We start from the raw sequence: 24,464 nt of genomic DNA on the forward strand, positions 1-24,464 counted from the left end.
AGACAGAACGGATGGTATCCGAGCTTTTAATCTTGTGATGAAATATGTAAGGTATCACACAGTTAGTTATTATGTAATAAATTTGGTTTGAAATTTTCTTTTCCAAGCAGCTATTTCTTCAGCTACGGAAAAGCCAAAGATTTTGTAAGTTAACCTATAAGTTTGAGGAGCATAATTACCTTCAGGTATAAAGTTTTTTTGCTTCATCTTAATTTGGTGAATAAGTTGATTTGCCCAATCTGGATTAGATAACCAAATAATTCGAGCGCACTCAAACCTTGCTTGATTAATTGCTAATTGTCTTGACTCTGTTAATTCACCAATAGATTTGAGAAATTCTTCTAGTTGATCTGTAATATTTAAGCGTTCACGATAATTTTTAGATTTATCTTTCTTACAAACTGTTGACTCACTCCATTGTCTATAAACTGAACCAGATTCGGCAAAATACTCAAATTTTTTCCCTGCTTTTAACAGTCGTAAATACAATTCATTTTCTTGACAGCATGATTGACTAGCTTTCCACCCTCCTACATCTAAAAGAGCCTGCTTTCTCCAAAGGGGACTACCTGTTTGAGGTAAGTACCAACGAGCTAGTAAAATCCAAGGATCGTGAGGTTCAGGAATAGGTAAAATTTCTTGTCTAGATATATCTTTTTCCCAATATTCAAAAATACTGGGACTGTAAATTATATCTGCACTGGGAACCTGAGCTATAAATTTGACTTGTTGTTCAATCTTGCTAGGAAGTAAGTGATCATCTGCGTCTAGATATTGTAACCATTCTCCTGTACTGAGTTCTAATAAACGATTACGAGCAACGTTCCCCCCGCGATTTTCTCCTGTTTCCCAGTGAATGGAATTACCAAAACTTTTAATTTTTTCTAAACTTCCATCTGTTGAGCCATCATCAACAACAATTACTTCTTTGTGAGGATAGCTCTGATTTAAACAGCTTTCTATAGCTTGTGCAATCCATTGTTCTGCATTGTAGCAGGGAATTAAAATACTAATTTTTGGTAGCATAATTTGATTTAGTTTTAGTTAAATTCAATTTAAATTGATTGAATGGATACATTAAATTTCAATATGTAAACTTTTAACTATTAATCAACTAGTTAATTAAGTTTTGATATAATTTTTGAGTTTGTGTTCCTATATAGTCCCAACCCAAGCGATCGCATGACTCCTGAACTACATCACTCAATTTGTCTAAATCAAGCTGAGTACTAGCCTTTAAAGCCTGTAATAATCCTTGCTCATCTTCTGGATCATATAGCAACCAATCTGCTCCATTTAATGTTTCCATGAGACTTTCAGCGCGAGGAGCTATAATTGGTTTATTATATGACATTGCGAGAATCAGACTACCTGAAGTTAAAATACTTTTAAAAGGCAGAACTACCACATCAGCAGCACTAAAAAAAAGATGTATTTGGCTATTTTCTACAAACTGATCATAAAGGAAAACTCCCTGGATTTTAGCAGCTTGTTCTTTGAGTTTTTGACCATAGGCTTCATCTAATGCTTTTCCTGCTATTAATAGGATACTTTCTTTGAGCAATTCCTGATTTCCCTCAAAAACTTTTAGTAAGCGTTCAATTCCCTTATAAGGGCGTAACATACCTAAGTTAAGGTAAACACGTCCAGATAATGGGATGTCTAAAGCTTTTCTGGCTTCAATTTTAGAAACTGATCTACCATAAAATTCTCGATAGTGTCCATGAGGAATAACTTCAATTTTGCTGCTTTCTAGGTTGTAGGTTTGAGCAAGATCCTGAACAGATGAAGCCTGGTGAACAATGATTTTATCTGCTAGTTTGAGCAAATTTTGTTTCATCCACTGTTCTATCAATGGGAACTTAGAATCATGGTCAATACGATCATGATTTGTCCAAACTACTTTTACACCTGTTAATTTAGTTAGCAAAATATCAACTAATAATTTGATGGTATAGATCCATCTAATTACTATATTTTTTCCTTTGGTATAGGGAGTTGTCCAGTGTAAATGTAAAATATCTATTTTATTTGGACTAGTTTGAATAGCTCTGGATATGGGCAACACTCGACGATAACCATAAGAAAATAAGACTTCCACTCCTTGATTCTCTAAAGCTTTAGATAAGAGTGTTTGATAGGGGTTATGAACGCTGTAATCTGGCATCATCAGAACCCTCAAAGTTTCTGCGGGCGAATTACCATAACTCATTACTGTAACTCCTTGAGGAATCCATTTTGGACTAAATGACGAATGCCTTCACTATACATTAAGTGTCGAATTTTGCCGACATAGTGACGAGATGGGGAACCGTTGATACTTCCTTCTAAATGCACGTCATAAGCAGGTGGTAACAGTTCTACTCCAAACTTGGAGCTACATAAGGCATAGATAGTTTGCTCAATCCGCCAGAAATGTCCAATAATATTTGGTAGTGCCAGAAATTCTTCTATCCAATCTAAATTAAGCGATCGCTTGTGAATTAGTCCCAATCCTGAATTTACTCGCTCGGACAAATCAAAGCCCAAATGATTTTTCACTACATCCGCTTCAACTGTATAGGAACTCTCCACATCAGCGTTGAGTGTATTTAGTTGATAATCTGGATTATCGATGCGGTTCAGAAGTTCTGTAGGTGCTGCAAAAAACAGGATATCGCTGTCTAACAGTAATAAGCGATCGCACTGCAAATATAGAGCAAAGTCAAACACCTTGGGTGAGAGGAGATTTGTTTTGCGAAACTCCAAACAGCGAGGATAGGATGCTAGAGAGGCTAAAACCTTTTCATCAGCCTGTTTTTTGTCAATAATGCGAGCATTGGGAAAGTGATGCTGCAAAGTTGCTAGATTTTCATCAGTCAGAGTTCCATCATCATGAATACACAAAGCATAATGACGCTGAGAAAAATGATAAAACGACTTTAATGCCCAGACTAAATTTAGCCAATCATTGGCAGAAGTAAAAACATGAATTTCACAACTAGTATCAGATGTGTTAGTAATCGGTTTGGAACCTAATATATTTTTTCTAACTGAATCCCTGTAGTAAGCTGTGGGCAGACCATGCTCATACTTTTTGCGGATCTGATAAATTATTGAACCAATAGACATAACTCTTTCAACTCCTCATCAGAATTTTTTTGACGCTGGCTTTCAAAGTCGCAAATGAATTACTTTCCCTTTTTTCTTTATTTGCAAGATGATTTTGAATAGCTTGTTTTAAGTATATTGACCGTTCTTGTTGTAAAGCTGCAAATGCATTAATTTTTTCCTGAATTTTTTCCTGATTTTCGCGGATAAAATTGATTTTTTCTCCTAAAACAGCATATTCTGTAGTTTCTAAGCAACATTCTGAAAGATTACTTTCTTTTAGTAATCGTTCTACCTTATCATCATAATTGATAGCTAGAAAAGGTTTTCCCATTTGCATAGCAAAAATGATGGCATGAAATCTACAAGCAACGAGTATTTCACTATCTATTAGTGGTTGCAAGGTAAATTCTTGAAAAGGTATTTTCCCCAAGTATTTTTCCAGTAAATCAAAATCTCTATTCACATTAAAGTCAAAAGGAAAAGGATTAAGTTGAAATTGAGATAATTCTTTTATCCACATTTCTGGTTCAAAATCTTTCCAGTGACATGGTGCTAAATTAATAGCAATTTTATTACTGCTACTAGAGGTAGTTGGTTCAACTGGTGGAAAAGGAAAACACCAAGTTAAATCTGGATGCACTTCTACTTTAGGATGCTCGTTGAGCAATGACTTACTTATTTCATCTCTTACATAAAAAAAATCAGCTTTTTCGATTAAATCCAATAATTCTGGCAGTAAATCTTCAGAAACTCGATTGACTCCTAAACCAAAGACACCAATTTTAGCCTTACATTTTGTAATCCATTGCTTTATATTAACCCATATTCCTACCCTTTCAAATACCAGTCCACCTCCACCAATTAATATCCAATCGAAACTCTGAAGGTATTCTTGTGGTGGAGATAGATAATGAGGTAGAAAAACAAGATTGTTACCTTTAAGTAATCGAGTAATGCAGTATTGAATGCGGTCATCTCCAGCATTTAGGGCATTGTAATATCCAAAAATCGCAATTTTCATGAGTTATAAAACAATTTTTAAAATGTAGAAATTAGCATTGAATTATTTATTTTTTAATAAAATTCCTTACCACCGAGCGCAATACTTGATTAGTTTTAGCTAGTAAGGAGATTTTCGATTCAGTTTTAAACTCGAAATCTGGACGAAGTGTGATTTTTTGTTTTGAACTACCAGTTAACTGACTACACAGTTCAGCCAACATAGGAAATAAGTTGTAGCGATATAGTACCTGATGACGAGCCTCAATAATTGCCGGCAGAGACTTTTCATACAAATTATTATTAATTGCTTGTTCAATTGTATGAATTGTCCAATCAATTCTTTCTGTATCAATAGGCAGAAATGCATCTGGAGAGAAGTAATCAGTTATATTGGGACAGCCATAGTACAGAGGCAAAGCATATCCCAAATATGCATCTGTCAATTTTTCCGTCCAGTAATGTGGCACGCTACCATTCTCTAATACAATATTGTATTTATAAGGAAAAATAGCATCCCATTTATCTTCAATTGGTCTAATTGGTCTGCCGAAAAATTCTAGTTCTTTAAAATGGTTCTTGAGTGCCTCCAGCAGTTTGAGTCTCGCACGATGACCAGAAGTAAAAGTTTTGTTAGAACAAATCACAGATAATAATTTCTGCTTCTGTGGGGGTTCTATGTTAACCAATTTATCAAAGGAATGGCTGTCACCAAGATGCCAAGTTTGACCATGCTGAGAAATAATTTTATTATGATGTTTGATATCAGAATGACAAGTAACTACAACATTGAACTGTTTAATATAGTTGGTTGCCCATGACATCATTTCAGGTGGTTCACGGGTAATCAAAATCAGATTCTCTGATGGACAAAGTGTAGTTTCTTGTTTAAGCAACCCTTTTGAACTTTGCAATACCACCCAAGCATCGCAGGAATCACATTCTTGATTAATGATAAATTCGCAGTCTCCCCAAATTCCCTGAGAATTAGGTGTCTGGCGTATTCCTATCCAATTTGGATAGCCAACAGTTACTTTTATCCGCATGGAGTAATAAATTTATTTTATGAACTTGAGTTTTTAATGGCTTCTAGATTTAAACTTACAGGATATTTTCCTCCCAGCAAACGTCCTGACCAGTCATTAAAGGTCATGAGTTCTGTTGAACCAGGTTGCCAAGATCTGACTTCATTAAAACCTGCATTCAATAGTAACCTTCTCAAACTTGCTTCATTAAAAGCAGCTTTATGAAAATTGAATTGATAATCCTGTCCTCCCATTAGTAATCCAATAATAGAATCAAGATTTTGATCACAATCATTATATATTTTTATTAACAGATCAAAATCTGGTACTGATATGCGGAGAATTCCATTATCTTTTAAAACTCTATGCCACTCGCTGATAACTAGTGGAACTCGATTGTAAGAGAAGTGTTCCAAACAATGACAAGCATAAATCAAGTCAACACTATTATCTTTAAATGGAGCCAAATTATCGATGGCTCGAACATAGTGAATGTGCGGTGCAGGACGGCCATCAATGTTAATAAATTTTGGGTGAGCAATATTTCCACACCCAAGATGCAAATTAATTTCTTTATTATCTACGGGAAGTGTTGGTCTACTAAATTGTCTTTTTATTTTTTCACTGCTGACATTTAAGCTCCCCCTTAGTTGTTGCAATTTTAAATACAAATATCCCAATCTCAACTTACTTTTCATAGCTATATTTGCCTCAAACGCAATCAGTGCTTTATTTTCGTTACTTTCGACTGAAATAGAAATCTTTTAATTCTATCTTGAAGATTTGATACTAATAAAATTTGGGGATTACTGAAGACGATAATTAACATTTTTATAAATCTAAAATATTTTTTATCCCCTGCATTCAATGATTTTTGAACTTCTTGATCGAGAACAACATGATACAACCATTTGCCTTGTAAAGTCATACGACTTTTGATTTTTAATTTTTTGGAGTCACTCCAAATCAGAGGAAATACAACCTTGAGCAATTCCTGGGCAACTTTTGTTTTATGAGTTGATTTTTGATTACTAGTAAATCTAAAGCAAGATAATTCACTATCAATTTTGCCAACCACACTATTTTCTTGCAAAATTCTACACCAGTATTCATAATCCATCACATAGTTTAGGTCTTCTTTAAAGAAGCCAACTTTTTCAGTAATCCGTCTTGTCCAAAAAACTTCTGGCTGTACAAATTGGCGTTTTTTCCACCATACATCCCATACATCTAAAATCTCTGCTAGAGTTTGTATATTTGCAAATTGTTCACCAATTTTTTCCCCTTCTTCATTTACATAACGACAAATTCCATGTAGTAAGTCAGTGTTAGGAAATTGGCGAAAATGTTCAGCAACTTTAAACAATGTTCCTGGTAAATAATAGTCATCACTGTTTATATAAGCGATGATTTCACCAGTTGCTTTGGTAATACCTTTATTAATAGCATGAGCTTGACCATTATCTGGCTCACTTATCCAATAGGATATCCAGGGTTCATATTGTTTGATAATCTCTACTGTATTATCTGTGCTACCACCGTCAATAATTATATATTCTAAATTGGGATACCCTTGTAATAATATTGAGCGGATAGTTTGTTCAATAAAATGACCTTGATTATAACTGGGTGTAATAATACTAATTCGAGGTAAATCAGAAATATTTAATAATATTTTTGCAGATAAAGAATACTCCTGTTCATCCCAATACAAACCTAATTGATTAGATATAGGAGGAGGTAGCTCTTTTAAATTTGGTTGCATTCTTTGCTATCTCGATACTTATAGTGTTTTGCAGGACTTCCAAAAACTATTGAATATGGTTCAATATCTTTGGTAACTACTGAATTAGCTCCTATAACAGAGCCTTTGCCAATGTTTACACCAGGTAAAATTACAGAATGTGTACCGATCCAAACATCATCTTCTATAACTACTTGTTGTAGAATAGTGTTTTTCCGCATATCCTCTTGCTCATAGTCATGAGTAACTGAAGTAATCGCGGTGTGAGAACCAATTAATACGCGGTTACCAATTTTGATTCCACCTTGACACCACATATGTACATAAGTTCCAATTGAAACGGCGTTACCGATCTCAAGATTGCTAGGTTTACTGATATATAATGGAACATAAAAATGGCATTCGTCACCGTAGCTTTTCAATTGCTGCATTAGAGTATGTTTTTGGCTTTCCAGCAGATATTCATTAATTTTCTGGAAAAATTTCACTCTAATTGGTATGATAATGTCCCTAATTTTCTTACTCAGCATACCAACTGCCTTGAATACTCATCTTACCTAAACGCTGGTCGTATTTTTTGCCATTTATAAAAGCTGGTTCTACATAAAATGACTCAGCAAATTCTACCCAATCAACAAAGCGTTTATTTTTATCAAAAATCCCAGCAGATATTGTATATTTGCCTGGCATTAAAGGGTTAATAAATTCCACATTTATTCTACCTATATTCGATGATGGTTGGGTATTACTACCAAAATCTCTCTGAAATAAACTAGCTTGTACTTCTCCATCTTCTAAATTGTAGATAAGCACAAAAAAATCTAATTCATCTATTGGCTCGTTAATTTTATATTCAATAGAAATTTTTAGCTTTTCAAAAATGGATACGACTATATCAGAATTGTTAATATCATTTACTGTAATTTTTTGGATTTCTGCCCTAGCATCACCTTTAATGTGTCTATAGGTTTTTGCATCGGACTCAGATTTCTCTTGGGTTATTTTTTGCATATACTGAGATATGGTCTCAGTGGGATTGCCTTGAAAAACTAATGTACCTTGAACTAATAATAATGCCCTAGTACATAGTTGTTTTACAGTAGCCATATTATGGCTGACAAACAGGACTGTTCTGCCTTCTTGCCCCACTTCTTCCATTTTTCCCAGACACTTTTGCTGAAAGGCGGAATCTCCAACAGCAAGTACTTCATCTATGATTAATATTTCTGGTTCTAAATGTGCAGCCACTGCAAATGCCAGCCTTACATACATCCCCGAAGAATAACGCTTCACCGGAGTATCCAGAAACTTTTCTACCTCTGCAAAATCTACAATTTCATCAAATTTACGCGTAATTTCTACCTTACTCATGCCCAGAATTGCACCGTTGAGAAAGATATTCTCTCGTCCTGTTAACTCACCATGAAAACCAGTCCCTACTTCCAATAAACTAGCAACTCTTCCCTTAATTTTGATGCTTCCTTGGGTGGGTTCAGTAATTCTGCTGAGAATCTTCAAGAGTGTTGATTTTCCTGCCCCATTACGACCAATAATTCCAACTCTATCACCCTGGTTAACCTCAAACCCAATATCATTCAGCGCCCAAAACTCTTCAAATGCAGGGTTTTCTGTTTTTGCTTTGGGATTTATTAAACTACCAAAAGACTTCACCTGATTAGCTATCACATCCCGCAAAGCTGTATGGCGCTCTTGTTTTTGGTGTCCAATAATATATTTTTTACTTAGGTTTTCAACGCGAATAACGGTATCAGTCATTATTAATGTAGTTGTAATCTAGTTTTTAGTATTTTTTAAGTTGCGATACTATAAGCAGCCTCATGGAAAAACTGCAATTTCATCAGGGCAACCATTCAGGATCTAAAATTTCTGTTAAAGAATAAGGACAACTTTTAGGGAATATATCAGGAGATAGATTAGATTTACGAATGGCATTATTTCTAGCTTTGATGTAAATTTTCTCTATGACTTTCGCACAATGATTATAAAGAACTTTAGATTCTAATAACAAATCCAATTCAAGTCTAAAGTTATCAATTTCTTTTTCCCAGCCCCTACCTGACCTGTCTTTTTCTGACTTCCAGTAATCATAAATTAGTAGATGAATTAAAAGTTTTAGTAAATAACTCTCTACTTTATGCCTTTGTTCGTTTCCCAATGCTGTTATTTCCTCAATTAAATGTTCCCAATCAATGTTTTCTAAATCACGATTTTCCAGTTGGTTAAGGGTAATGTCTAACCACTCAGGATAATCTTGTTCATAAATTAGGGAAGTCACTTTTAGAGGTTTCATGATCATTTACTCAATATTGTTCTGGCCAAAATTCAGCATTCATAATCTGCTCTAGAGTGTAGGGACATTTTTCAGGGAATTGCTCATCTGGTAAATCAGTTTCAGCGATCGCTAAATCTCTAGCTTCTGACCAAGTTTCCGTCATAGCTTCATCTAAGCGAGACTTTAGACCAGGATTTCTACGAAGTAGCTTGTCAATGGAGGTACGTTGTACACGGATAGTTGCTCGCCAACTATTGGTTCGTTTCCAGTGCTGTACCTGCCATTTTAGTAAATGGGCTACAAGTTGTGTCAACCGAGACTCTAACTGATCATAGTGACGATTTCCCAAATCTTCTAACTCTTCAATCAAATGCGGCAGATCTAACTCATTAAATTTTCCCTGACGTAACAGGTTTGATTGCTCATAGGCCCAAGTATAAAAGTCTTGCTTATAAAGCATACTATCCAACCAAATGAAATCAAAGAACGACGGCAGAATTCTTTAGCAGAATTCTAGCAAAAAACCTGTCTAAATTACATCAGCAAATTTCTTTTCCATTTTGCGGAAATACCAAATACCACTAAATAAGAGTGAGATTACTAGTGCAAAGGATAGAAGAAACCCTGGTAAATATAAATGCGACTCACCGCCTAATATTGCCCAACGGAAACCATCAATTACGCCAACCATCGGGTTTAATGAGTAAATAAATCGCCATTTTTCGGGAACCAGACTGCTACTAAAGCCTACTGGTGAGATATATAGACCAAACTGCACAATAAACGGCACTATATACCGAAAATCTCGATACTGGACATTCAAAGAAGCCAACCATAAGCCTGCTCCCATGGAAGCGGCAAAAGCAATACTAATAAATACGGGTAGAGTCAAAATGCGCCAACTAGGGACGAAGTTGTACCATGCCATGAGCGCCAATAAGATCATTCCTGAAATCAAAAAATCTACAAAGCTTACTACCACGGCACTTGTAGGAACTATCAAGCGAGGAAAATAGACTTTGGAAATTAGGTTGGAATTGCTAATCAAACTATTGCTGCACTCGGAGAGGGAATTGCCGAAAAACTGCCAGGGTAACATTCCGGAAAAGACAAGAATAGGATAAGGTACACCCTGAGATGGCAATTTTGCTAACTGCCCAAACACGACTGTAAACACCACCATCGTCAGAAATGGACGAATCAAAGCCCAAGCCATGCCGATTGCTGTTTGCTTGTACCGCACCAAAATATCTCGCCATGCTAGGAAATAAAATAGTTCCCGATAGCGCCAGAGGTCTCTCCAATATTGTTGTTCTGTCCGTCCGGCTTGAATGAGTAATTCTGGTGGAGAAATGGTGTCTTTCATATCGAAAATTTAGGCTAATCTAAATACACGGATGCAAATGCCTGAAAATTACCTCAGTTGATCACCCAAAAATCTTTTATATTATTGCCACCCACAAGATGGGAGTTCCTGAAGGTAAACTCTCCTACAGAAGGATTTCTATGTGGATTAATTACTCCTGTTGCCTGCTGCCAAAGTTCAGCAGGTGCTAATGACAAGCTATAGGTGGATTCACGCTTACGGACGTGATACCACTTAGTGTCTTGGCAGTCTTCACACCAAAAAGCCTCTAACCACTCTCCTTCTATAGCAACTGCGGTTTTTGCTGCTACTAACATCAGAGCTTCTTTTCGTCTCATCCCTCTTTGCTGTAGTTGTCCTGCTCGTTCAGCAAACAGCCCATATTTTTGACTCATGCTATTCATATAGCAGCCATGTACAGGACAGTAGATAGCTCGTCGCTTAGATCGATTCCGATTTCGGTCACACCTTCTCTGCACTTTGGCCTCCTGCATCAGTTTGATAAAAAAATATCACAAGAAGGTTGCATTGGAGGGACTGAGATCAAAAAGACCATCAAAGCCCAACTCCTAATTCAAAAGTTGGGTTATTCAATTTTCAAAGCCAAGCTTTGTCAGTGTGACATCTTAGCACATGAATGGTGATTACTAACCAATAGTGCAGCCAACTGATTACAAATTAGACTGTTTTAGGATGCTGAGATATTGTTTAGCGATGATTTGCGGCGTAAAGTTTGACTGCAAATACTGCCGAGATGCCTTGCCCATGCGTTCTGCTAGTTTGCGATCGCTATTCAGCCGACGAATAAACTCCGCTAGAGCCAAACTGTCTCCGTTCTCAACAGCTGTACCACATTTACCATCAGCAATTAGTTGTCGTAAATAAGAGTACTTTGAACAAATCACTGCTACTGGTCTTCCTGCGGCTAAAGCTGGGTAAAGCTTGCTAGGGGCGACTAGGCTTTCCATCCCGGATTCGACACTAACTAGAGATAGATCGCAAGCTGTTAGAGAGTACGGTAGTACTTGCTTATCCTGATAGGGTAAAAATAGGAAATTGGTTAGTCCTAATTGATTGACCTCTTGGATCAAACGTTCTCGTTTTGCTCCGCTGCCAATACAAACAAATTGAATAGGTTCATCTTGCAGATGTTTGGCAGTTTCTAAAATGGTGTCTATGTCGTGACACCTGCCCATGTTACCAGAATAGAGGACTGTGAATTTATTGACTAAATTATGTTTTTTGGCAAACCAATTATTTTCTTTTGCCATTGGCACAATTAAGTCAGGATCTCCCCAACTATGAATCACAGAGACTTTATCTGCCACATCTGGACAGATTTTTATTACTCTCTCCTTCATATCAGGACTCAGAACCACAATCCCTTTTGATTTTCGCCAAATTTTCCGGTTCAGTTCCCACCAAAACCCTGTAAGAGGGTGATTTCTAGATACTACTCCCAGTGCGATCGCAATATCTGGATAAAGATCATAGAGTAAGCAAACGTAAGACACTCTAAAACAAAGGTTAGCTAGATATCCCGCAATGGGTAAAAAAGGAGGTGCTGAAGTTAGCAAAAATACGTTATGCCGACGGAAATTTTTGACTAAGTGGATAAAAGCACGTAAGGTGAAGAGAACACCATTGACTGCTTTGCCACGAATTCTTCCAGACCAGACTTGGGTAGAGCGTGATCGTTGAATACGTATACCGCCTGAGTGTTCAACTGCCGGAGCCTTATCAGTTGAAAATGCATACCCTGGTTGTCCTGTAAATACTTCAATATTTACACCTTGCTGCTCTAGCTGTTTTACCAGTTCTTCTATTAGCTGTCCGGTAGCAGCGTAGTCAGGTGGGAAAAACTCAGAAGTTACAGATATATTAAGTAATTTATCATACAAGTTTTCCCTTATTTCGCTATCTTCAGCTAGCTCTGCCGGAGATAATGCTGATGTAGTCCCACTCTTGTCGTTGTAAACTCGCTTGATGTCAATATCTGCTGTTTTTCTTGTCAGTAAATTTCTATCATTTTTAAAAGTTTGATTCTGGGATATGTTGGGATTAGAAGTGGTTGACTTTTTCGGCCAGAATGCCATAAGTGTAGTTTCCCTTAGAAAATTTTTATGCTTACAGGTAAGTCGGCTGTGAAAAACCAAGCCATGTGAAGATGTGTAAACCTGACTCCAGTCCATATTTTGCATAGGTTTCAGCCAATTTACAAAACTAAACACAGATGGGTGTTGCCTACCTCCTGAGGATTGACAGCGATGATTCGGAAAAAATTTTTGAACTCCCGATCTGTTAATTATTGAATCTCTAATACCTGTTATCAAGCAATTGCATTATAAATGACAACAAGTTATTTATAGTGCAAATATGTATCTGTTGTGTTTAAAGCAGAAGATAGCGAGTTAAGTTTCATATTAAATCAAAGCTCCTTTTTTACAAATCCTCTGAGGATATCTGAATAGTCTAATTTCATCTGAGCCGCAGGCGATTGAAAAGATGCTTTCGCTACGCTGTCTTTGTAGCTCCTCTCTATCGCCAAAGGCGCGTCCGCACCAACGCCTAGCGTCTTTGCAACAGACAAGAAACACGATTTAGCATTACGCGGCTACACAGCTAAGACTCGTAGTTCCTTCCCAGAGGTAAGACCAACTGGGTGGGTTGAAAATTCTTGATTTTCCGTAAGTCCGCCTGCGCGGACTTTGTTTGTGTAGTAGCGAATACAATTTGCCGAAAACTTTTCAGACATCCTCTTAGTTATGATTAATTTAAACTAGTATGCACCAAAATGTTATGTTGAGTACAACACATAAAAGGTAATGATAAAAAAACACTGAAGGAATAAGCGAATCTACAAAAAATCTTCATCTAATCTTCATAAATTCCTGATCTTATATATACAAGAACTAAAATATATATAAAAGTTCCCGCGTATTATTTGTACCTTGTCTGACTCCTCATAGAAATTATCTCTAGGATTCACTCAATATGGAACTTATTCGCACACCTGGCAAGATCGCCTTCAAGCTTCCCCTACCTCGTCAACAACTTGCGCCGTAAATTATCCAACGCGGCATTTGCACTCACATGACGAATTAAAGACCGACCACGAATAGTCCCAAATCGATACTCAAAACTTGTCACATCAGATCCTGGTCCGGCTAAACCTATATACACCAAACCCACTGGCTTCTCATTAGTTCCCCCAGTCGGGCCTGCAATTCCCGTAATACTTAAACCCCAAGTAGTACCTAAGCGATTTTTCACCCCAATAGCCATTTGTTCTGCTACAATTGCACTCACCGCACCAAATTTATCTAAATCTTCTGGGTTGACCCCCAACAACCCAACCTTGACCGAATTATCATAAGAAATTACCCCACCCCAAAAGTAATCAGAACTACCAGAAATATCCGTCAACATTTGTCCCAATCCCCCACCGGTGCAAGATTCTGCTACTGACAGAGTTTCCCTCAACTCCCGCAATAACTTACCCACCACAGAAGCCAAGTTGTCATCATCAGCACCATAATAATCTAAGCCAGCAATCTCTATCAGTTGCTGCTCAATGGGTGCAATTAAAGCCTCCGCAGCAGTTTCTGAACTTGCTTTTGCCGAAACTCTCAATCTTACTTCTCCCTTACCTGCATAAGTTGCTACTGTTGGGTTAAGTAAATTCAGATAGTCAGAGACTTTTTCCGCTAAAGTTGATTCACCAATTCCCCAAAATCGTAAACTGCGGCTATGAATAATTTCCTCACCCCAACCCTGACTTTTGAGAAAAGGTACGGCTGTTTCTTGCCACATTGGGTAAAGTTCACTAGGAACACCGGGGAAAGTGAAAATAGTTAACCCTGGACGGGGTTGCCAAATAATTCCTGGTGCTGTACCTGTGGGATTGGGTAAAACTTTTGCACCTTGGGGAATTAAAGCTTGTTTGCGGTTGCTTGGAGACATCACCCGGCCACGTTGAGCAAATTTCTCAGTTATATCTTCAATAATTTCTGGATCTTCTACCAACGGAACGCCAAAAAAATCAGCGATGGTTTCACAAGTCAGGTCATCAGGTGTGGGACCGAGTCCACCGGTGAAAATCAGAATTTTCACTCTAGCAGCGGCAATTTCTATCACTTGCTTGAGTCTTTGCGGGTTATCTCCAACTACAGTTTGGTAATAATGGGGAATGCCTAATTTTGCTAACTGCTGGGCTAGGTATTGAGCATTACTGTTGAGAATATCACCTAGCAATAATTCAGTACCAACACAAATAATTTCTGCACTCATGGAATTTTCGATTTTAGATTGCATTTAGAATCTATACGATTGTTGAGACAGTATGGGGATTTTGGATTTTCATCTAAAATCTAAAATCCAAAATCCAAAATCGCTTAGGCTAGAACTGGGACAGGAATTTCGAGGTGTGGATACAATGGGAAGCGATCGCACAATGCAGCCACTCTTTGGCGACAATCTTGGGCTACTATCTCAGAATCTGGAGAAAGTAAGCGATCGCTAATAATATCTCCAATTTCCGTAAATTCTGCCACACCCAAGCCTCTTGTAGTCATGGCCGGAGAACCTAATCTTAGTCCACTGGTAACAAAAGGTGATTGTGGATCAAAAGGAACTGTATTTTTGTTGGCGGTAATATTGACACTGCTAACCAGTTGATCTGCTTTTTTTCCTGTCATGCCGATAGACTGCAAATCTACTAACATTAAATGATTATCTGTCCCATTAGATACTAGTTTAAATCCTCGCTTTTGTAATTGAGTAGCCAAAGCACCAGCATTTTCAATTACTTGACCAGAATAGGTTGTAAACTCTGGCTTCAATGCTTCACCAAAAGCTACTGCTTTGCCAGCAATTACGTGTTCTAATGGTCCGCCTTGAGTTCCAGGAAAAACTGATTTATCGAGTTTTTTACCAAGTTCTGCATCACGGGTTAAGATTAAACCACCTCTTGGACCACGCAAAGTTTTGTGGGTAGTAGTTGTCACCACATCACAATAAGGCAGGGGATTAGGATGATGACCAGTGGCAACTAAACCAGCAATGTGAGCAATATCTGCTAATAGGTAAGCACCGACTTCATCAGCAATGCTGCGGAATTTTTCAAAATCAATCACGCGGGGATAAGCAGAATAACCACAAATCAGCAGTTTAGGACGTTCTTTCAAAGCCAAGTCGCGGATTTGGTCATAATCTAATTGTTCTGTTTGTTGACTCACACCATAGTGACGCACTTGGAACCACTTACCCGACACATTCACTGGTGAACCGTGGGTGAGATGTCCCCCATGAGACAAATCCATGCCCATGATTGTGTCCCCTGGTTCTAGTAGGGTCAGGAAAACTGCAAAATTGGCTTGTGCGCCAGAATGGGGTTGTACATTGGCATGAGCAGCACCAAATAGCTGTTTGGCACGGTCAATGGCTATTTGTTCAATTTTGTCAACAAATTCACAACCGCCATAATAACGTTTACCTGGCAAGCCTTCTGCATATTTATTGGTGAGAACAGAACCTTGAGCCGCTAATACAGCCGCAGAGGTAAAGTTTTCACTGGCGATTAATTCTAAGTGGTCGCGTTGACGCTGGAGTTCTTGGTTAATTAACTCGCTAATTGTCGAATCTGAAATTTTAAGCAAGTCTGAGTTAGTCTTATTCACGTTAAATATCCTTGTCCAAATTGGTGAAATTCTAGATGTTGGTTGGTAGCAACATCGAAGTAACAGTCTGAATATAGCAATCCTAAATCATTTGGCACGAATCAACGTTGATATTAGAATTGGTGTATTACTTTTTACCAAAAAACTAAATCTCTAGGATAGATAATATACAATAAAGTAGGGTGCGGTGAGCAACTTTCTGCTATTGTCCACATCCATTTAAGTATCTACAAAGTTGACCCTCTCCGAAGTTAAATGTGGGTAGCAATGAGGATTTACAGGAGGGATTCAGATGTTAGTAATTTTAATGGATGAGCAAATCCTTACCCCTGAGCAAGTTTGCCAGTCTTGTTTGCTTGCTAACAGCAGCGGACAACCCCGCTGGGGTGGAGGTCAATTGCGTTGTGGTCAAGCGATTCGCCGATTTACTGAACAGCACCCAGAGCAGTATGAGTGTGTGATGGGTTTTAGGATTGCCAATATAAAATAATCTAATTATCTAGCAATATTAACCAACTGCGTTATCCTAGGCTCAAATAGCTATTGAAATTTAAGCCACAGGAGAACGCAATATGTCTTGGCGCGGGTCTACAACTGTTCCTGATCGAATTTTCGCTTCTTTACCTTATTTACTGCCTCTGATTGAGGTATTTGCCTTCGGTCAGTTTTTGTTGAAAGATTTTCCATTCTTAGGAATCATCTTTTTACCTTTGCTGCCATTGTTAAGGATTTACTATGGTGTCCGCTATGCTGGCCTAATTATTTTCTTTGCTTTATGGCTGTTAGTGGTGAGAAATGAAAAAATCAGCCATTTTATTCGTTTCAACACTATGCAAGCCATCATTTTGGATATTGTTATATTTTTATGTAGCATCGTGACTGATATGGTGAGATTATTTCCCGGTAGTGGATTTGCTATGCAAACACTGTATACAACCATTTTTATGGGGATAGTTGCAGCAGTGGCTTATTCTGTATTCCAGTCTCTGATGGGGCGCTATGCGGAAATTCCCGCCATTTCTGACGCGGTTCATATGCAAGTGCGCTAGGGATTATCGGGCTATGACGGTATTTTCTAGGCGACCAATACCTTCTATTTCAACACGGATGCGATCGCCTATATTTAAGGGTCCAACCCCAAAGGGCGTACCTGTTAGCACGATATCCCCAGGTAAGAGCGTCATCACTTGACTGATATAAGACACTAAAAAATCTGGGGAAAAAACCATCTGATCAATACAAGCAGATTGGACTGGATGAGGATCATCATTCAAAAATGTCTGTAATCTAGCGCCTGGGTTTAATTCGCGGACAATCCAAGGACCAAGAGGACAAAAAGTATCAAAACCTTTGGCTCTTGTCCATTGGGCATCTTTTTTTTGTAAATCCCTAGCTGTGACATCATTGGCGATGGTGTAACCCCAAATCTTAGTTTGTGCTTGTTCTGGTGTACAGTCACAAATGCGATCGCCAATCACTAAAGCCAACTCGCCTTCATAGTCTACCCGTTCTGACTGGTGAGGATACTTAATTTCTATTTCCGAAGCGATAATAGATGTAGGCGGCTTGAAGAAAATCAGCGGTTCAGCCGGTACGGTAGTTCCCATTTCGGCTGCATGGTCTGCATAATTCTTGCCTACGGCCACAATTTTTGAAGGCGCACAGGGAGCCAGGATTTGGTATTTGTCCGGTTCCAAGATTAAATCCGTGGGTTGACCATCCAACCAAGGTGGAGCGTCTAGAACCTCCACATTGAAGGACAATTGCAACAACCCATAATAAATTTGTCCTTCTTGACTTTTAACTCGCACATAGCGCTGCGCCATAACCTTGATTATTATCCTTAGAGATCCAAAATTCGGCAGATTTGGCTAATGATTTCAATTGAAAACTGGTAAGATTATAGTTCCTTGTTGCTTATGTTTATTTTTATCCGTAGCATTTTATTATGTTTGTATAAAAATATCATTAGCGGCCTTTTTGTCCATAAGGTGAGCAAAAATAAATGACGACAGTTTACGAGACAATGTACATCCTGCGTCCTGATTTGGGAGATGAGCAGGTAGATCAAGCAGTTACTAAATACCAGAACTTGCTGACTGAACAAGGTGCTGAGAAGATCGAAATTCAGAATCGTGGTAAGCGCCGTCTTGCTTATGAAATCAACAGGCATCGTGACGGCATCTACATCCAATTTAACTACACAGCCCCTGCAACCGCGATCGCTCCGCTGGAACGCGCTATGCGATTGAGTGAGGAAGTCATTCGCTATCTGACTATTAAGCAGGACATCAAGCAAGATCAATCAGCTACGGAGACTGTTGCCGCTTAAACTTGTCCATGAGGATAAGTCCTCCCGGATTTTCCCTCGAAAACACTAAAGAATATCTATTCTTTGTAGGACAGGCAAAACACCTGTCCTATCGTGTAATTCACTTTTAGGTAAATTTGTGTATTTTAACAGTTGTCAATTTCTCTTAAGTGCGATATGTTTTTCGTAAATTAATGCGGGAAGTGTTTTTCCCATACATACACAGTATTGTAAAACTTCAAGGTATTGGTTTCTGAGGATTCTTACACTTCTGTAGCTTCTTTTTTAGACCAAGATAGTATTCCTACTTATGGAAAAGCTGACTCGAAAGAAGTTAAATTTAGTGGTCGTAGAATCAGGACTAAGCTTTATCAAGCAGGTAATGCTTTATTGATTCATGCTGATGTCAATGGTAGTTTAAATATTTTACGTAAAGTAGTCCCAACAGCGTTTAGTCTAGGGATAGGGGGCGTTGTAGTTCGCCCTGTCGGGGTTATTCCCGGCAAACGAAAGGCATGAGATATTTGTCGATGTTTTTTGGAACTATTATCGCAGTTATACCTAAAAGATGTAAGCCACTGTGAGCCAATCTGACACACCCAACACCCAAGCTTTATCTACTGAAATATCCCAGTTGCACCAAGAGTTGCAACTTCGAGATCAATTAGTGCAACAGCTATCTCAAGAACTATTCCGGCTAGTCAAGGGGAATACCAATTTTATCCCGCAACGGTCTGAGTCTGAGTGCGATTTGAGTCAATTAGAGGCGTTAAGAGAGCAACTCCAAGCTGTTGAACAACAGGTAACGTTCTACCAAGAGCAAATTACATCTCGTGATACCGAAATTCACCAATTGCGACAGTCAGTCCAAGAACTAACTGATCGTAGTCGAATGTTAGAGCAAGTTGTGCAAGAATTGCCCCAAATTTACCGTCGTAAATTTGAGGAACGCATGGCTCCGGTGAGAGATAAGGTAGCAATTCTCCAACGAGAAAATAGGCAACTACAGGCAGAACTGCAAAGTGTGAGTTACAGGTTAGCACTAAAAACTCGTCACGCAAGTCACAGTGGTATTGATTTACCAAATTTCTCTAGTACTATATCTGGACAAAGTAATATGTCCGCTCCCCAGAATGCATAATGTATTCTCTTTAAGACCATTGCAGTAAAACCAATTTAATCTGAAGCTGCATAGAATAAGGTTTCAACGACAACTAAGTAGGTGAACAAAAAAAACCGTAGACGCGGAGCGGCTTCTCGAAGAGTAATATGTAACGAAAAGTAAAGTTGCCCAAAACCTGTTCTCTGTTCTCTGTTCCTCCGCAGTCGGTCCACTTGGGGAGACCCCAAGACCGCGCTGCTCTCTGTTCCCTTGTCATAACGACAATTTTTAACGCCAACCTACTTACCACAGATGCACGCAGATCAATACACATGAGTTAATGGGTTTCATGATTCTATGCAACCTCAGATTAAATTGGGATAAAACACATATCAGAATTAAACGCCATAGCCCCTGCCTATAGAACGCTCCGTGAATGGGCTGGGCTTCGCTTTAAAAGAAGCACCTCGCTGATTAGTCAACGCCTGGAAGCTAAACTAATAGCAAAAGAGAAAACATTATGCAACAAATCTTTCACCACCTAAAATCTAAAATCTAAACTTCCAAATGGTGTCAGTGAATTCGTTGAACTAAGAATAATCTCCGTGGCTTTAGCCCGGAGAGTGTAAAATCTTCCTCTTCATTTCTGAAGAATATTGAGATTCAGTCAGATAGCACCAAACTTAACCCTTAAGGCCAGAGAATATATCTTCGTAACTGTTAAATATCTCAAACACTGAATCTAAGTGAGTGAGTTCCAAAATTAACCGTACAGGGGCTTTCACATTGCAAAGAACTAAGCGGCAACCAGTCTCACGCACAGCTTTCAGCCCTTTGACAAGGGGGACTAACCCACAACTATCCATGAAATCCACTTCTGCTAGATCGATAACCCAGAGTTGCTGAGAGTGGGGATTGACTCTAGCCATCTGTTCGCTTAAGGCCGTACCACCTTCTAAGTCTATGCTTCCTTGGGGTTTAAACAAAATCACTTGACGTTCTTGTGTAAGAGTCATGAATTTAAGTGTGTAGTTGAAACGCTATGAAAAAAGAAGTTTGCATTAATACTGTTTTTTTACAACAGTGAATATACTGATTTAATCCGATTGTCAGGACTTACCGCAATTATAGTCTATCTAAGTTGATACAGTATTTATCTCGTATAATTTATGATAGATTCTCTCAATATAAGCATAATAGCCTGGTAATTTCGGTAGCAAATTTATCTGTTACGAAATTTTTATAAAAAGTAAGAATTGTTATAACTTTTTTTATAAGTAAACGGGAACAAAATTTTTGAAGCCAGGTAAGCTGATCTAAAAATTTATGATTTCCTTCTGCCCTCAACCTACCGCTGAAGGCGAATAAAACTCAAAACCCATGATTTCTTGTAGCGTTTTCATTGACACCCTAACCAAAAACAAGCAAAAATATAGTAAAAGTAAAAATTTGTAAAGTCGGCGGTGTTGGATGTCTCTTGAGCTAATTTCACTAGAAAACATCCAAGAAATTGCTCGTAATTACGGTTATTGGGCAATTTTTTTAGGAATTTTGCTAGAGAATTTGGGCATTCCTCTTCCTGGTGAAACCGTGACTTTAGTAGGCGGTTTTCTAGCTGGCAGTGATGAACTGAATTACTGGCTGGTTCTCGGTGACGCTGTTGCAGGTGCTGTAATTGGCGGTAATTGCGGCTATTGGATTGGTAGGGTTGGTGGTTGGCCTTTCTTGCTACAAGTGGGGAAGATATTCCGCATATCTGAAGCGCGACTGCTGAGTATTAAAGAACAATTTAGTGAAAACGCTGCTAAAGCTGTATTTTTTGGTCGCTTTTTTGCTTTGCTACGAATTTTTGCTGCACCACTTGCGGGTATCGCCGAAATGTCCTTCGGGAAATTCTTGGTATACAATTTTGCCGGGGCATCTGCCTGGGCTAGTGTGATGGTGACTTTAGCTTTCTTTGCAGGCAAAATTATTTCCCTAGAACAATTAGTGGCTTGGGTGAGCAAATTTGCAATTTTGGCGTTATTAATCTTAGTTGTTGTGATTGTTGTCCCTATTTGGTGGGAATCTCGCCAAATAAAACAGGAAACTGGGGAATAGGGATTGGGGACTGGTAATTCGTAATTCGTAATAATGCCTACGGCAGGCTACCGCCAACGTAATTCGTAATTGGGAAGAGGTTATAAATAATTCTCTCCCCTGCCTCCCCTGCTCCCCTGCTCCCCTGCTCCCTGCCCCTATTACCTGTCTCTCTGCGCCCAAATGCGGGTGGGGAGTCCCCAGACGTAAATGAAGCCTTCGGCGGCTTTGTGATCAAATTGGTCTTCGGCTCCGTAGGTTGCTAAGTCGGGAGTATAGAGGGAATTATCACTCCAACGACCAACTATTGTGGCATTACCTTTGAAAAGTTTTAACCGCACCACACCAGAAACTCGTTCTTGTGTTTGTTGAATAAAGGCATCTAATGCGGCTTTAAGTGGGCTGTACCAAAGTCCGTTGTATACCAATTTGGTGTAGGTTTCTTCAATACCCCGCTTGTATTGACTGACATCGGCTGTTAAAGTTAGGCTTTCTAAATCACGGTGGGCGTTAATGAGTACTACCATTGCTGGTGATTCGTAGATTTCCCGCGATTTGATGCCTACTAAGCGGTTTTCAATCATGTCAATCCGCCCAATACCGTGATTTCCTACTATCTGATTGAGTTGTTCGATTAACTCAACTGGGTTTTTAGATGTACCGTTGATTGTGGTAGGAAGTCCTTTTTGGAAGCCAATTTCTAGATATTCTGGCTCGTTGGGAGTATCCGCTATGGCCTTAGTCATTTCATAGATTTCTTCTGGTGGTTCGTTGGCTGGATCTTCCAACGTCCCAGCTTCGATGCTACGACCAAGTAAGTTTTTGTCGATACTGAAGGGAGAGGATTTTTTTACTGGTGCAGGAATTCCAAATTGCTCACCATAAGCGATAGTTTGCTCCCGACTCATTCCCCATTCTCTAGCTGGTGCAAGTATCTTTAGGTTGGGATTTAGGGCTGTACAGGAAACATCAAAGCGTACTTGGTCATTACCTTTGCCAGTACAACCGTGAGCGATCGCATCAGCACCATATTTTGCAGCTGCTTCTACTAGGATTTTAGCAATCAACGGCCGAGCTAGGGCTGTTCCTAGAGGATAACGATTTTCATAGAGGGCGTTGGCTTGAATCGCGGGAAATGCGTAATCTTTAATGAAGATATCTTTAACATCTGCTACCAGAGATTCACTTGCACCCGATTTTAGGGCTTTTTCTCGAACTGGTTCTAATTCATCTCCCTGACCTAAATCTGCTGCTAGGGTAATTACCTCTTCTACACCCCACTCTTGCTTTAAGTAGGGAATGCAAACAGAAGTATCTACTCCACCAGAATATGCTAGAACAACCTTTTTGGCGCGACCCATTAGTTTCTCCACTTAGGAAAACAAAGAATGAGTCATTATTATATCTGACTTGCCTAGCGTATATTTTCCTAATGCAACAGCTATCCAATTAAAAATTAAAACTTAAAAGTTGAAAAACCTTACCATATAAGCTTTTTATTGATTTAGGGGCAGGATTGTACGTACAAATATGGTATCTTCAAATTCAAGTTAATGTACTTATACAGATGTTTTTTCAAGAAACCGTGACTATCTTCTCTTTGTCATATTCTCAATATGAATAATAGTGATATGGGTGAAACTATGTTTTTTAGTATTGTAATTCCAACTTATAATCGCTTGCCAATTTTGCAAAAGTGCCTCCGTGCTTTGGAGGGACAGGTGTTTAGCAACGAAAATCATATACAAGGTTATGAGGTTGTGTTGGTAGATGATGGTTCTACTGATGGAACTTTGGACTGGTTAGCAGCACACAAAGATGAGTTTCCTCATGTGCGCTGTTTTGAACAAGATCATGCTGGTCCCGCTGCTGCGCGAAATTTGGGGGTAGAAAAAGCACAAGGTGACACAATTATTTTTATTGATAGTGATTTAGTGGTTTTACCTAATTTCCTGCAAGCTCATACAAATGCTTTAGTACAGGAAAGGGAGAAATTAGGAAGCGACAGGTTTTTTACTTACGGTGCTGTAATTAATACTTGCAATTTTGAAAATCCCACCGCAGAACCTTATAAAATCACAGATTTTTCTGCTGCTTTCTTTGCTACGGGTAATGTCGCTATTCCCAAACATTGGTTAGAAGAAGCAGGTTTATTTGATACTGGTTTTCAACTTTATGGTTGGGAAGATTTAGAATTAGGCGTGAGATTAAAAAAATTAGGTTTGCAATTAATTAAATGTCCTGAAGCTGTTGGTTATCATTGGCATCCACCTTTTAGTTTAAAGCAAATTCCCAAATTAATTGATCAGGAAATTCAACGGGGACGCATGGGTGTTTTGTTTTATCAAAAGCATCCTACTTGGGAAGTAAAGATGATGATTCAAATGACTTGGTTTCATCGTTTGTTGTGGGGGATTCTTTCTTTAAATGGGTTGTTGAATGAAAGAACTATGTCTCCGTTTTTGCAATGGTTGATTAATATTGGTAAGCCGCAGTTGGCTTTGGAAATTGCGCGGATTTTCTTGAATTGGTATAATGTTAAGGGTGTTTATGCTGCTTATGCTGAGATTGAGGGTAAATGATTCACGCAGAGACGCAGAGGCGCGGAGAGTAAGAAGGATATACCCAAAACGGGTGAGATTTGAACTTTTATAAGATTACGAAAAACTCTAGATCCCACATTCCGCACCCTTAGCTGTCACGCGGGGAAATTACGGAAATAAGAAAGAGAACTGAGGCTAAAAAATCACATATTAGCGAAAAAATACATTGTC

At 38.6% G+C, this 24,464-nt stretch carries 27 protein-coding genes; 7 read left to right on the top strand and 20 right to left on the bottom strand.

Features of this window, described 5'->3' with window-relative positions:
- Window positions 1-69 precede the first annotated feature (69 nt).
- The 17 genes from H6G59_RS22480 to glyA all read right to left on the bottom strand — a co-directional run bounded on the left by H6G59_RS22480 (window position 70) and on the right by glyA (window position 16,198).
- The gene (locus tag H6G59_RS22480; RefSeq protein WP_190718714.1) at window positions 70-1,026 is read right to left on the bottom strand and encodes a glycosyltransferase family 2 protein; all 957 of its coding nucleotides are present in this window, start codon (window positions 1,024-1,026) and stop codon (window positions 70-72) included.
- 88 nt (window positions 1,027-1,114) lie between these two features.
- Window positions 1,115-2,212 carry a glycosyltransferase gene (locus H6G59_RS22485; protein WP_190718716.1) on the bottom strand — a complete coding sequence of 366 codons (1,098 nt, stop codon included), beginning with the start codon at window positions 2,210-2,212 and terminating at the stop codon, window positions 1,115-1,117.
- Entirely contained in the window at window positions 2,212-3,111 is a 900-nt protein-coding gene (locus H6G59_RS22490; protein WP_190718719.1) for a hypothetical protein, read from the bottom strand. The genes H6G59_RS22485 and H6G59_RS22490 overlap by 1 nt, the downstream gene beginning before the upstream one ends.
- A gap of 7 nt (window positions 3,112-3,118) precedes the next feature.
- Complete coding sequence (locus H6G59_RS22495; RefSeq protein WP_190718722.1) at window positions 3,119-4,114, bottom strand: polysaccharide pyruvyl transferase family protein; 996 nt, start codon at window positions 4,112-4,114, stop codon at window positions 3,119-3,121.
- Between the two features lie 46 nt (window positions 4,115-4,160).
- Window positions 4,161-5,138: a glycosyltransferase family 10 domain-containing protein gene (locus tag H6G59_RS22500; RefSeq protein WP_190718724.1), complete on the bottom strand. Its 978-nt coding sequence runs from the start codon at window positions 5,136-5,138 to the stop codon at window positions 4,161-4,163.
- 17 nt (window positions 5,139-5,155) lie between these two features.
- The gene (locus tag H6G59_RS22505) at window positions 5,156-5,815 is read right to left on the bottom strand and encodes a class I SAM-dependent methyltransferase (RefSeq protein WP_190718726.1); all 660 of its coding nucleotides are present in this window, start codon (window positions 5,813-5,815) and stop codon (window positions 5,156-5,158) included.
- Window positions 5,816-5,838: 23 nt separating this feature from the next.
- Window positions 5,839-6,882, bottom strand: coding sequence for a glycosyltransferase family 2 protein (locus H6G59_RS22510; protein ID WP_190718729.1), 1,044 nt, complete (start codon window positions 6,880-6,882; stop codon window positions 5,839-5,841).
- Complete coding sequence (locus H6G59_RS22515) at window positions 6,867-7,391, bottom strand: acyltransferase (protein WP_190718732.1); 525 nt, start codon at window positions 7,389-7,391, stop codon at window positions 6,867-6,869. The genes H6G59_RS22510 and H6G59_RS22515 overlap by 16 nt, the downstream gene beginning before the upstream one ends.
- A complete protein-coding gene (locus H6G59_RS22520; RefSeq protein ID WP_190718735.1) occupies window positions 7,381-8,637 on the bottom strand; it encodes an ABC transporter ATP-binding protein in 1,257 nt (418 codons plus the stop codon). The genes H6G59_RS22515 and H6G59_RS22520 overlap by 11 nt, the downstream gene beginning before the upstream one ends.
- An 82-nt stretch (window positions 8,638-8,719) precedes the next feature.
- Window positions 8,720-9,172, bottom strand: a complete 453-nt coding sequence (locus H6G59_RS22525) for a DUF29 domain-containing protein (protein ID WP_242038952.1) — start codon at window positions 9,170-9,172, stop codon at window positions 8,720-8,722.
- A gap of 10 nt (window positions 9,173-9,182) precedes the next feature.
- A complete protein-coding gene (locus tag H6G59_RS22530; protein WP_199332122.1) occupies window positions 9,183-9,614 on the bottom strand; it encodes a DUF29 domain-containing protein in 432 nt (143 codons plus the stop codon).
- 69 nt (window positions 9,615-9,683) lie between these two features.
- On the bottom strand, window positions 9,684-10,520 hold the full coding sequence (locus H6G59_RS22535) for an ABC transporter permease (protein WP_190718744.1): 837 nt from the start codon (window positions 10,518-10,520) through the stop codon (window positions 9,684-9,686).
- Window positions 10,521-10,573: 53 nt separating this feature from the next.
- Window positions 10,574-10,999 carry a hypothetical protein gene (locus H6G59_RS22540; RefSeq protein ID WP_190718780.1) on the bottom strand — a complete coding sequence of 142 codons (426 nt, stop codon included), beginning with the start codon at window positions 10,997-10,999 and terminating at the stop codon, window positions 10,574-10,576.
- A 192-nt stretch (window positions 11,000-11,191) separates the two neighbouring features.
- Window positions 11,192-12,616, bottom strand: a complete 1,425-nt coding sequence (locus tag H6G59_RS22545) for a glycosyltransferase family 4 protein (protein ID WP_190718747.1) — start codon at window positions 12,614-12,616, stop codon at window positions 11,192-11,194.
- Between the two features lie 518 nt (window positions 12,617-13,134).
- A complete protein-coding gene (locus H6G59_RS22550) occupies window positions 13,135-13,275 on the bottom strand; it encodes a hypothetical protein (RefSeq protein ID WP_190718750.1) in 141 nt (46 codons plus the stop codon).
- Between the two features lie 284 nt (window positions 13,276-13,559).
- Window positions 13,560-14,810, bottom strand: a complete 1,251-nt coding sequence (locus tag H6G59_RS22555; RefSeq protein ID WP_190718783.1) for a competence/damage-inducible protein A — start codon at window positions 14,808-14,810, stop codon at window positions 13,560-13,562.
- 104 nt (window positions 14,811-14,914) lie between these two features.
- Window positions 14,915-16,198 (bottom strand): serine hydroxymethyltransferase, encoded by a 1,284-nt coding sequence (glyA, locus tag H6G59_RS22560; RefSeq protein ID WP_190718754.1) that lies wholly within the window; start codon window positions 16,196-16,198, stop codon window positions 14,915-14,917.
- A 292-nt stretch (window positions 16,199-16,490) separates the two neighbouring features.
- On the opposite strand from glyA, the gene H6G59_RS22565 reads away from it, so the two are divergent.
- On the top strand, window positions 16,491-16,688 hold the full coding sequence (locus H6G59_RS22565) for a hypothetical protein (RefSeq protein WP_190718757.1): 198 nt from the start codon (window positions 16,491-16,493) through the stop codon (window positions 16,686-16,688).
- An 82-nt stretch (window positions 16,689-16,770) separates the two neighbouring features.
- Window positions 16,771-17,247, top strand: a complete 477-nt coding sequence (locus H6G59_RS22570; RefSeq protein WP_127052390.1) for a Tic20 family protein — start codon at window positions 16,771-16,773, stop codon at window positions 17,245-17,247.
- 3 nt (window positions 17,248-17,250) lie between these two features.
- Here H6G59_RS22570 and H6G59_RS22575 read toward each other — a convergent pair whose 3' ends face one another.
- The gene (locus tag H6G59_RS22575; protein ID WP_190718759.1) at window positions 17,251-18,024 is read right to left on the bottom strand and encodes a fumarylacetoacetate hydrolase family protein; all 774 of its coding nucleotides are present in this window, start codon (window positions 18,022-18,024) and stop codon (window positions 17,251-17,253) included.
- Window positions 18,025-18,203: 179 nt separating this feature from the next.
- Between H6G59_RS22575 and rpsF the strand changes: the two genes are divergently transcribed.
- From rpsF to H6G59_RS22590, 3 genes are all read left to right on the top strand, one after another.
- Window positions 18,204-18,530, top strand: coding sequence for a 30S ribosomal protein S6 (rpsF, locus tag H6G59_RS22580; RefSeq protein ID WP_190718763.1), 327 nt, complete (start codon window positions 18,204-18,206; stop codon window positions 18,528-18,530).
- A 225-nt stretch (window positions 18,531-18,755) separates the two neighbouring features.
- Window positions 18,756-19,028, top strand: coding sequence for a hypothetical protein (locus tag H6G59_RS22585; RefSeq protein ID WP_242038953.1), 273 nt, complete (start codon window positions 18,756-18,758; stop codon window positions 19,026-19,028).
- 61 nt (window positions 19,029-19,089) lie between these two features.
- Window positions 19,090-19,650, top strand: coding sequence for an Npun_F5560 family protein (locus tag H6G59_RS22590; protein ID WP_127052393.1), 561 nt, complete (start codon window positions 19,090-19,092; stop codon window positions 19,648-19,650).
- Window positions 19,651-20,294: 644 nt separating this feature from the next.
- Here the strand turns inward: H6G59_RS22590 and H6G59_RS22595 are convergent.
- On the bottom strand, window positions 20,295-20,627 hold the full coding sequence (locus H6G59_RS22595; RefSeq protein WP_190718767.1) for an STAS domain-containing protein: 333 nt from the start codon (window positions 20,625-20,627) through the stop codon (window positions 20,295-20,297).
- Between the two features lie 454 nt (window positions 20,628-21,081).
- On the opposite strand from H6G59_RS22595, the gene H6G59_RS22600 reads away from it, so the two are divergent.
- Window positions 21,082-21,711 carry a DedA family protein gene (locus H6G59_RS22600; protein ID WP_190718771.1) on the top strand — a complete coding sequence of 210 codons (630 nt, stop codon included), beginning with the start codon at window positions 21,082-21,084 and terminating at the stop codon, window positions 21,709-21,711.
- 140 nt (window positions 21,712-21,851) lie between these two features.
- On the opposite strand, the gene H6G59_RS22605 is transcribed toward H6G59_RS22600, so the two are convergent.
- Window positions 21,852-23,051, bottom strand: coding sequence for an argininosuccinate synthase (locus H6G59_RS22605; RefSeq protein ID WP_127052396.1), 1,200 nt, complete (start codon window positions 23,049-23,051; stop codon window positions 21,852-21,854).
- Between the two features lie 255 nt (window positions 23,052-23,306).
- On the opposite strand from H6G59_RS22605, the gene H6G59_RS22610 reads away from it, so the two are divergent.
- On the top strand, window positions 23,307-24,272 hold the full coding sequence (locus H6G59_RS22610; RefSeq protein WP_190718774.1) for a glycosyltransferase family 2 protein: 966 nt from the start codon (window positions 23,307-23,309) through the stop codon (window positions 24,270-24,272).
- Window positions 24,273-24,464 lie beyond the last annotated feature (192 nt).

Origin of the sequence: Anabaena lutea FACHB-196 (genome assembly GCF_014698305.1) — a bacterium.
Lineage (GTDB): Bacteria > Cyanobacteriota > Cyanobacteriia > Cyanobacteriales > Nostocaceae > Anabaena > Anabaena lutea.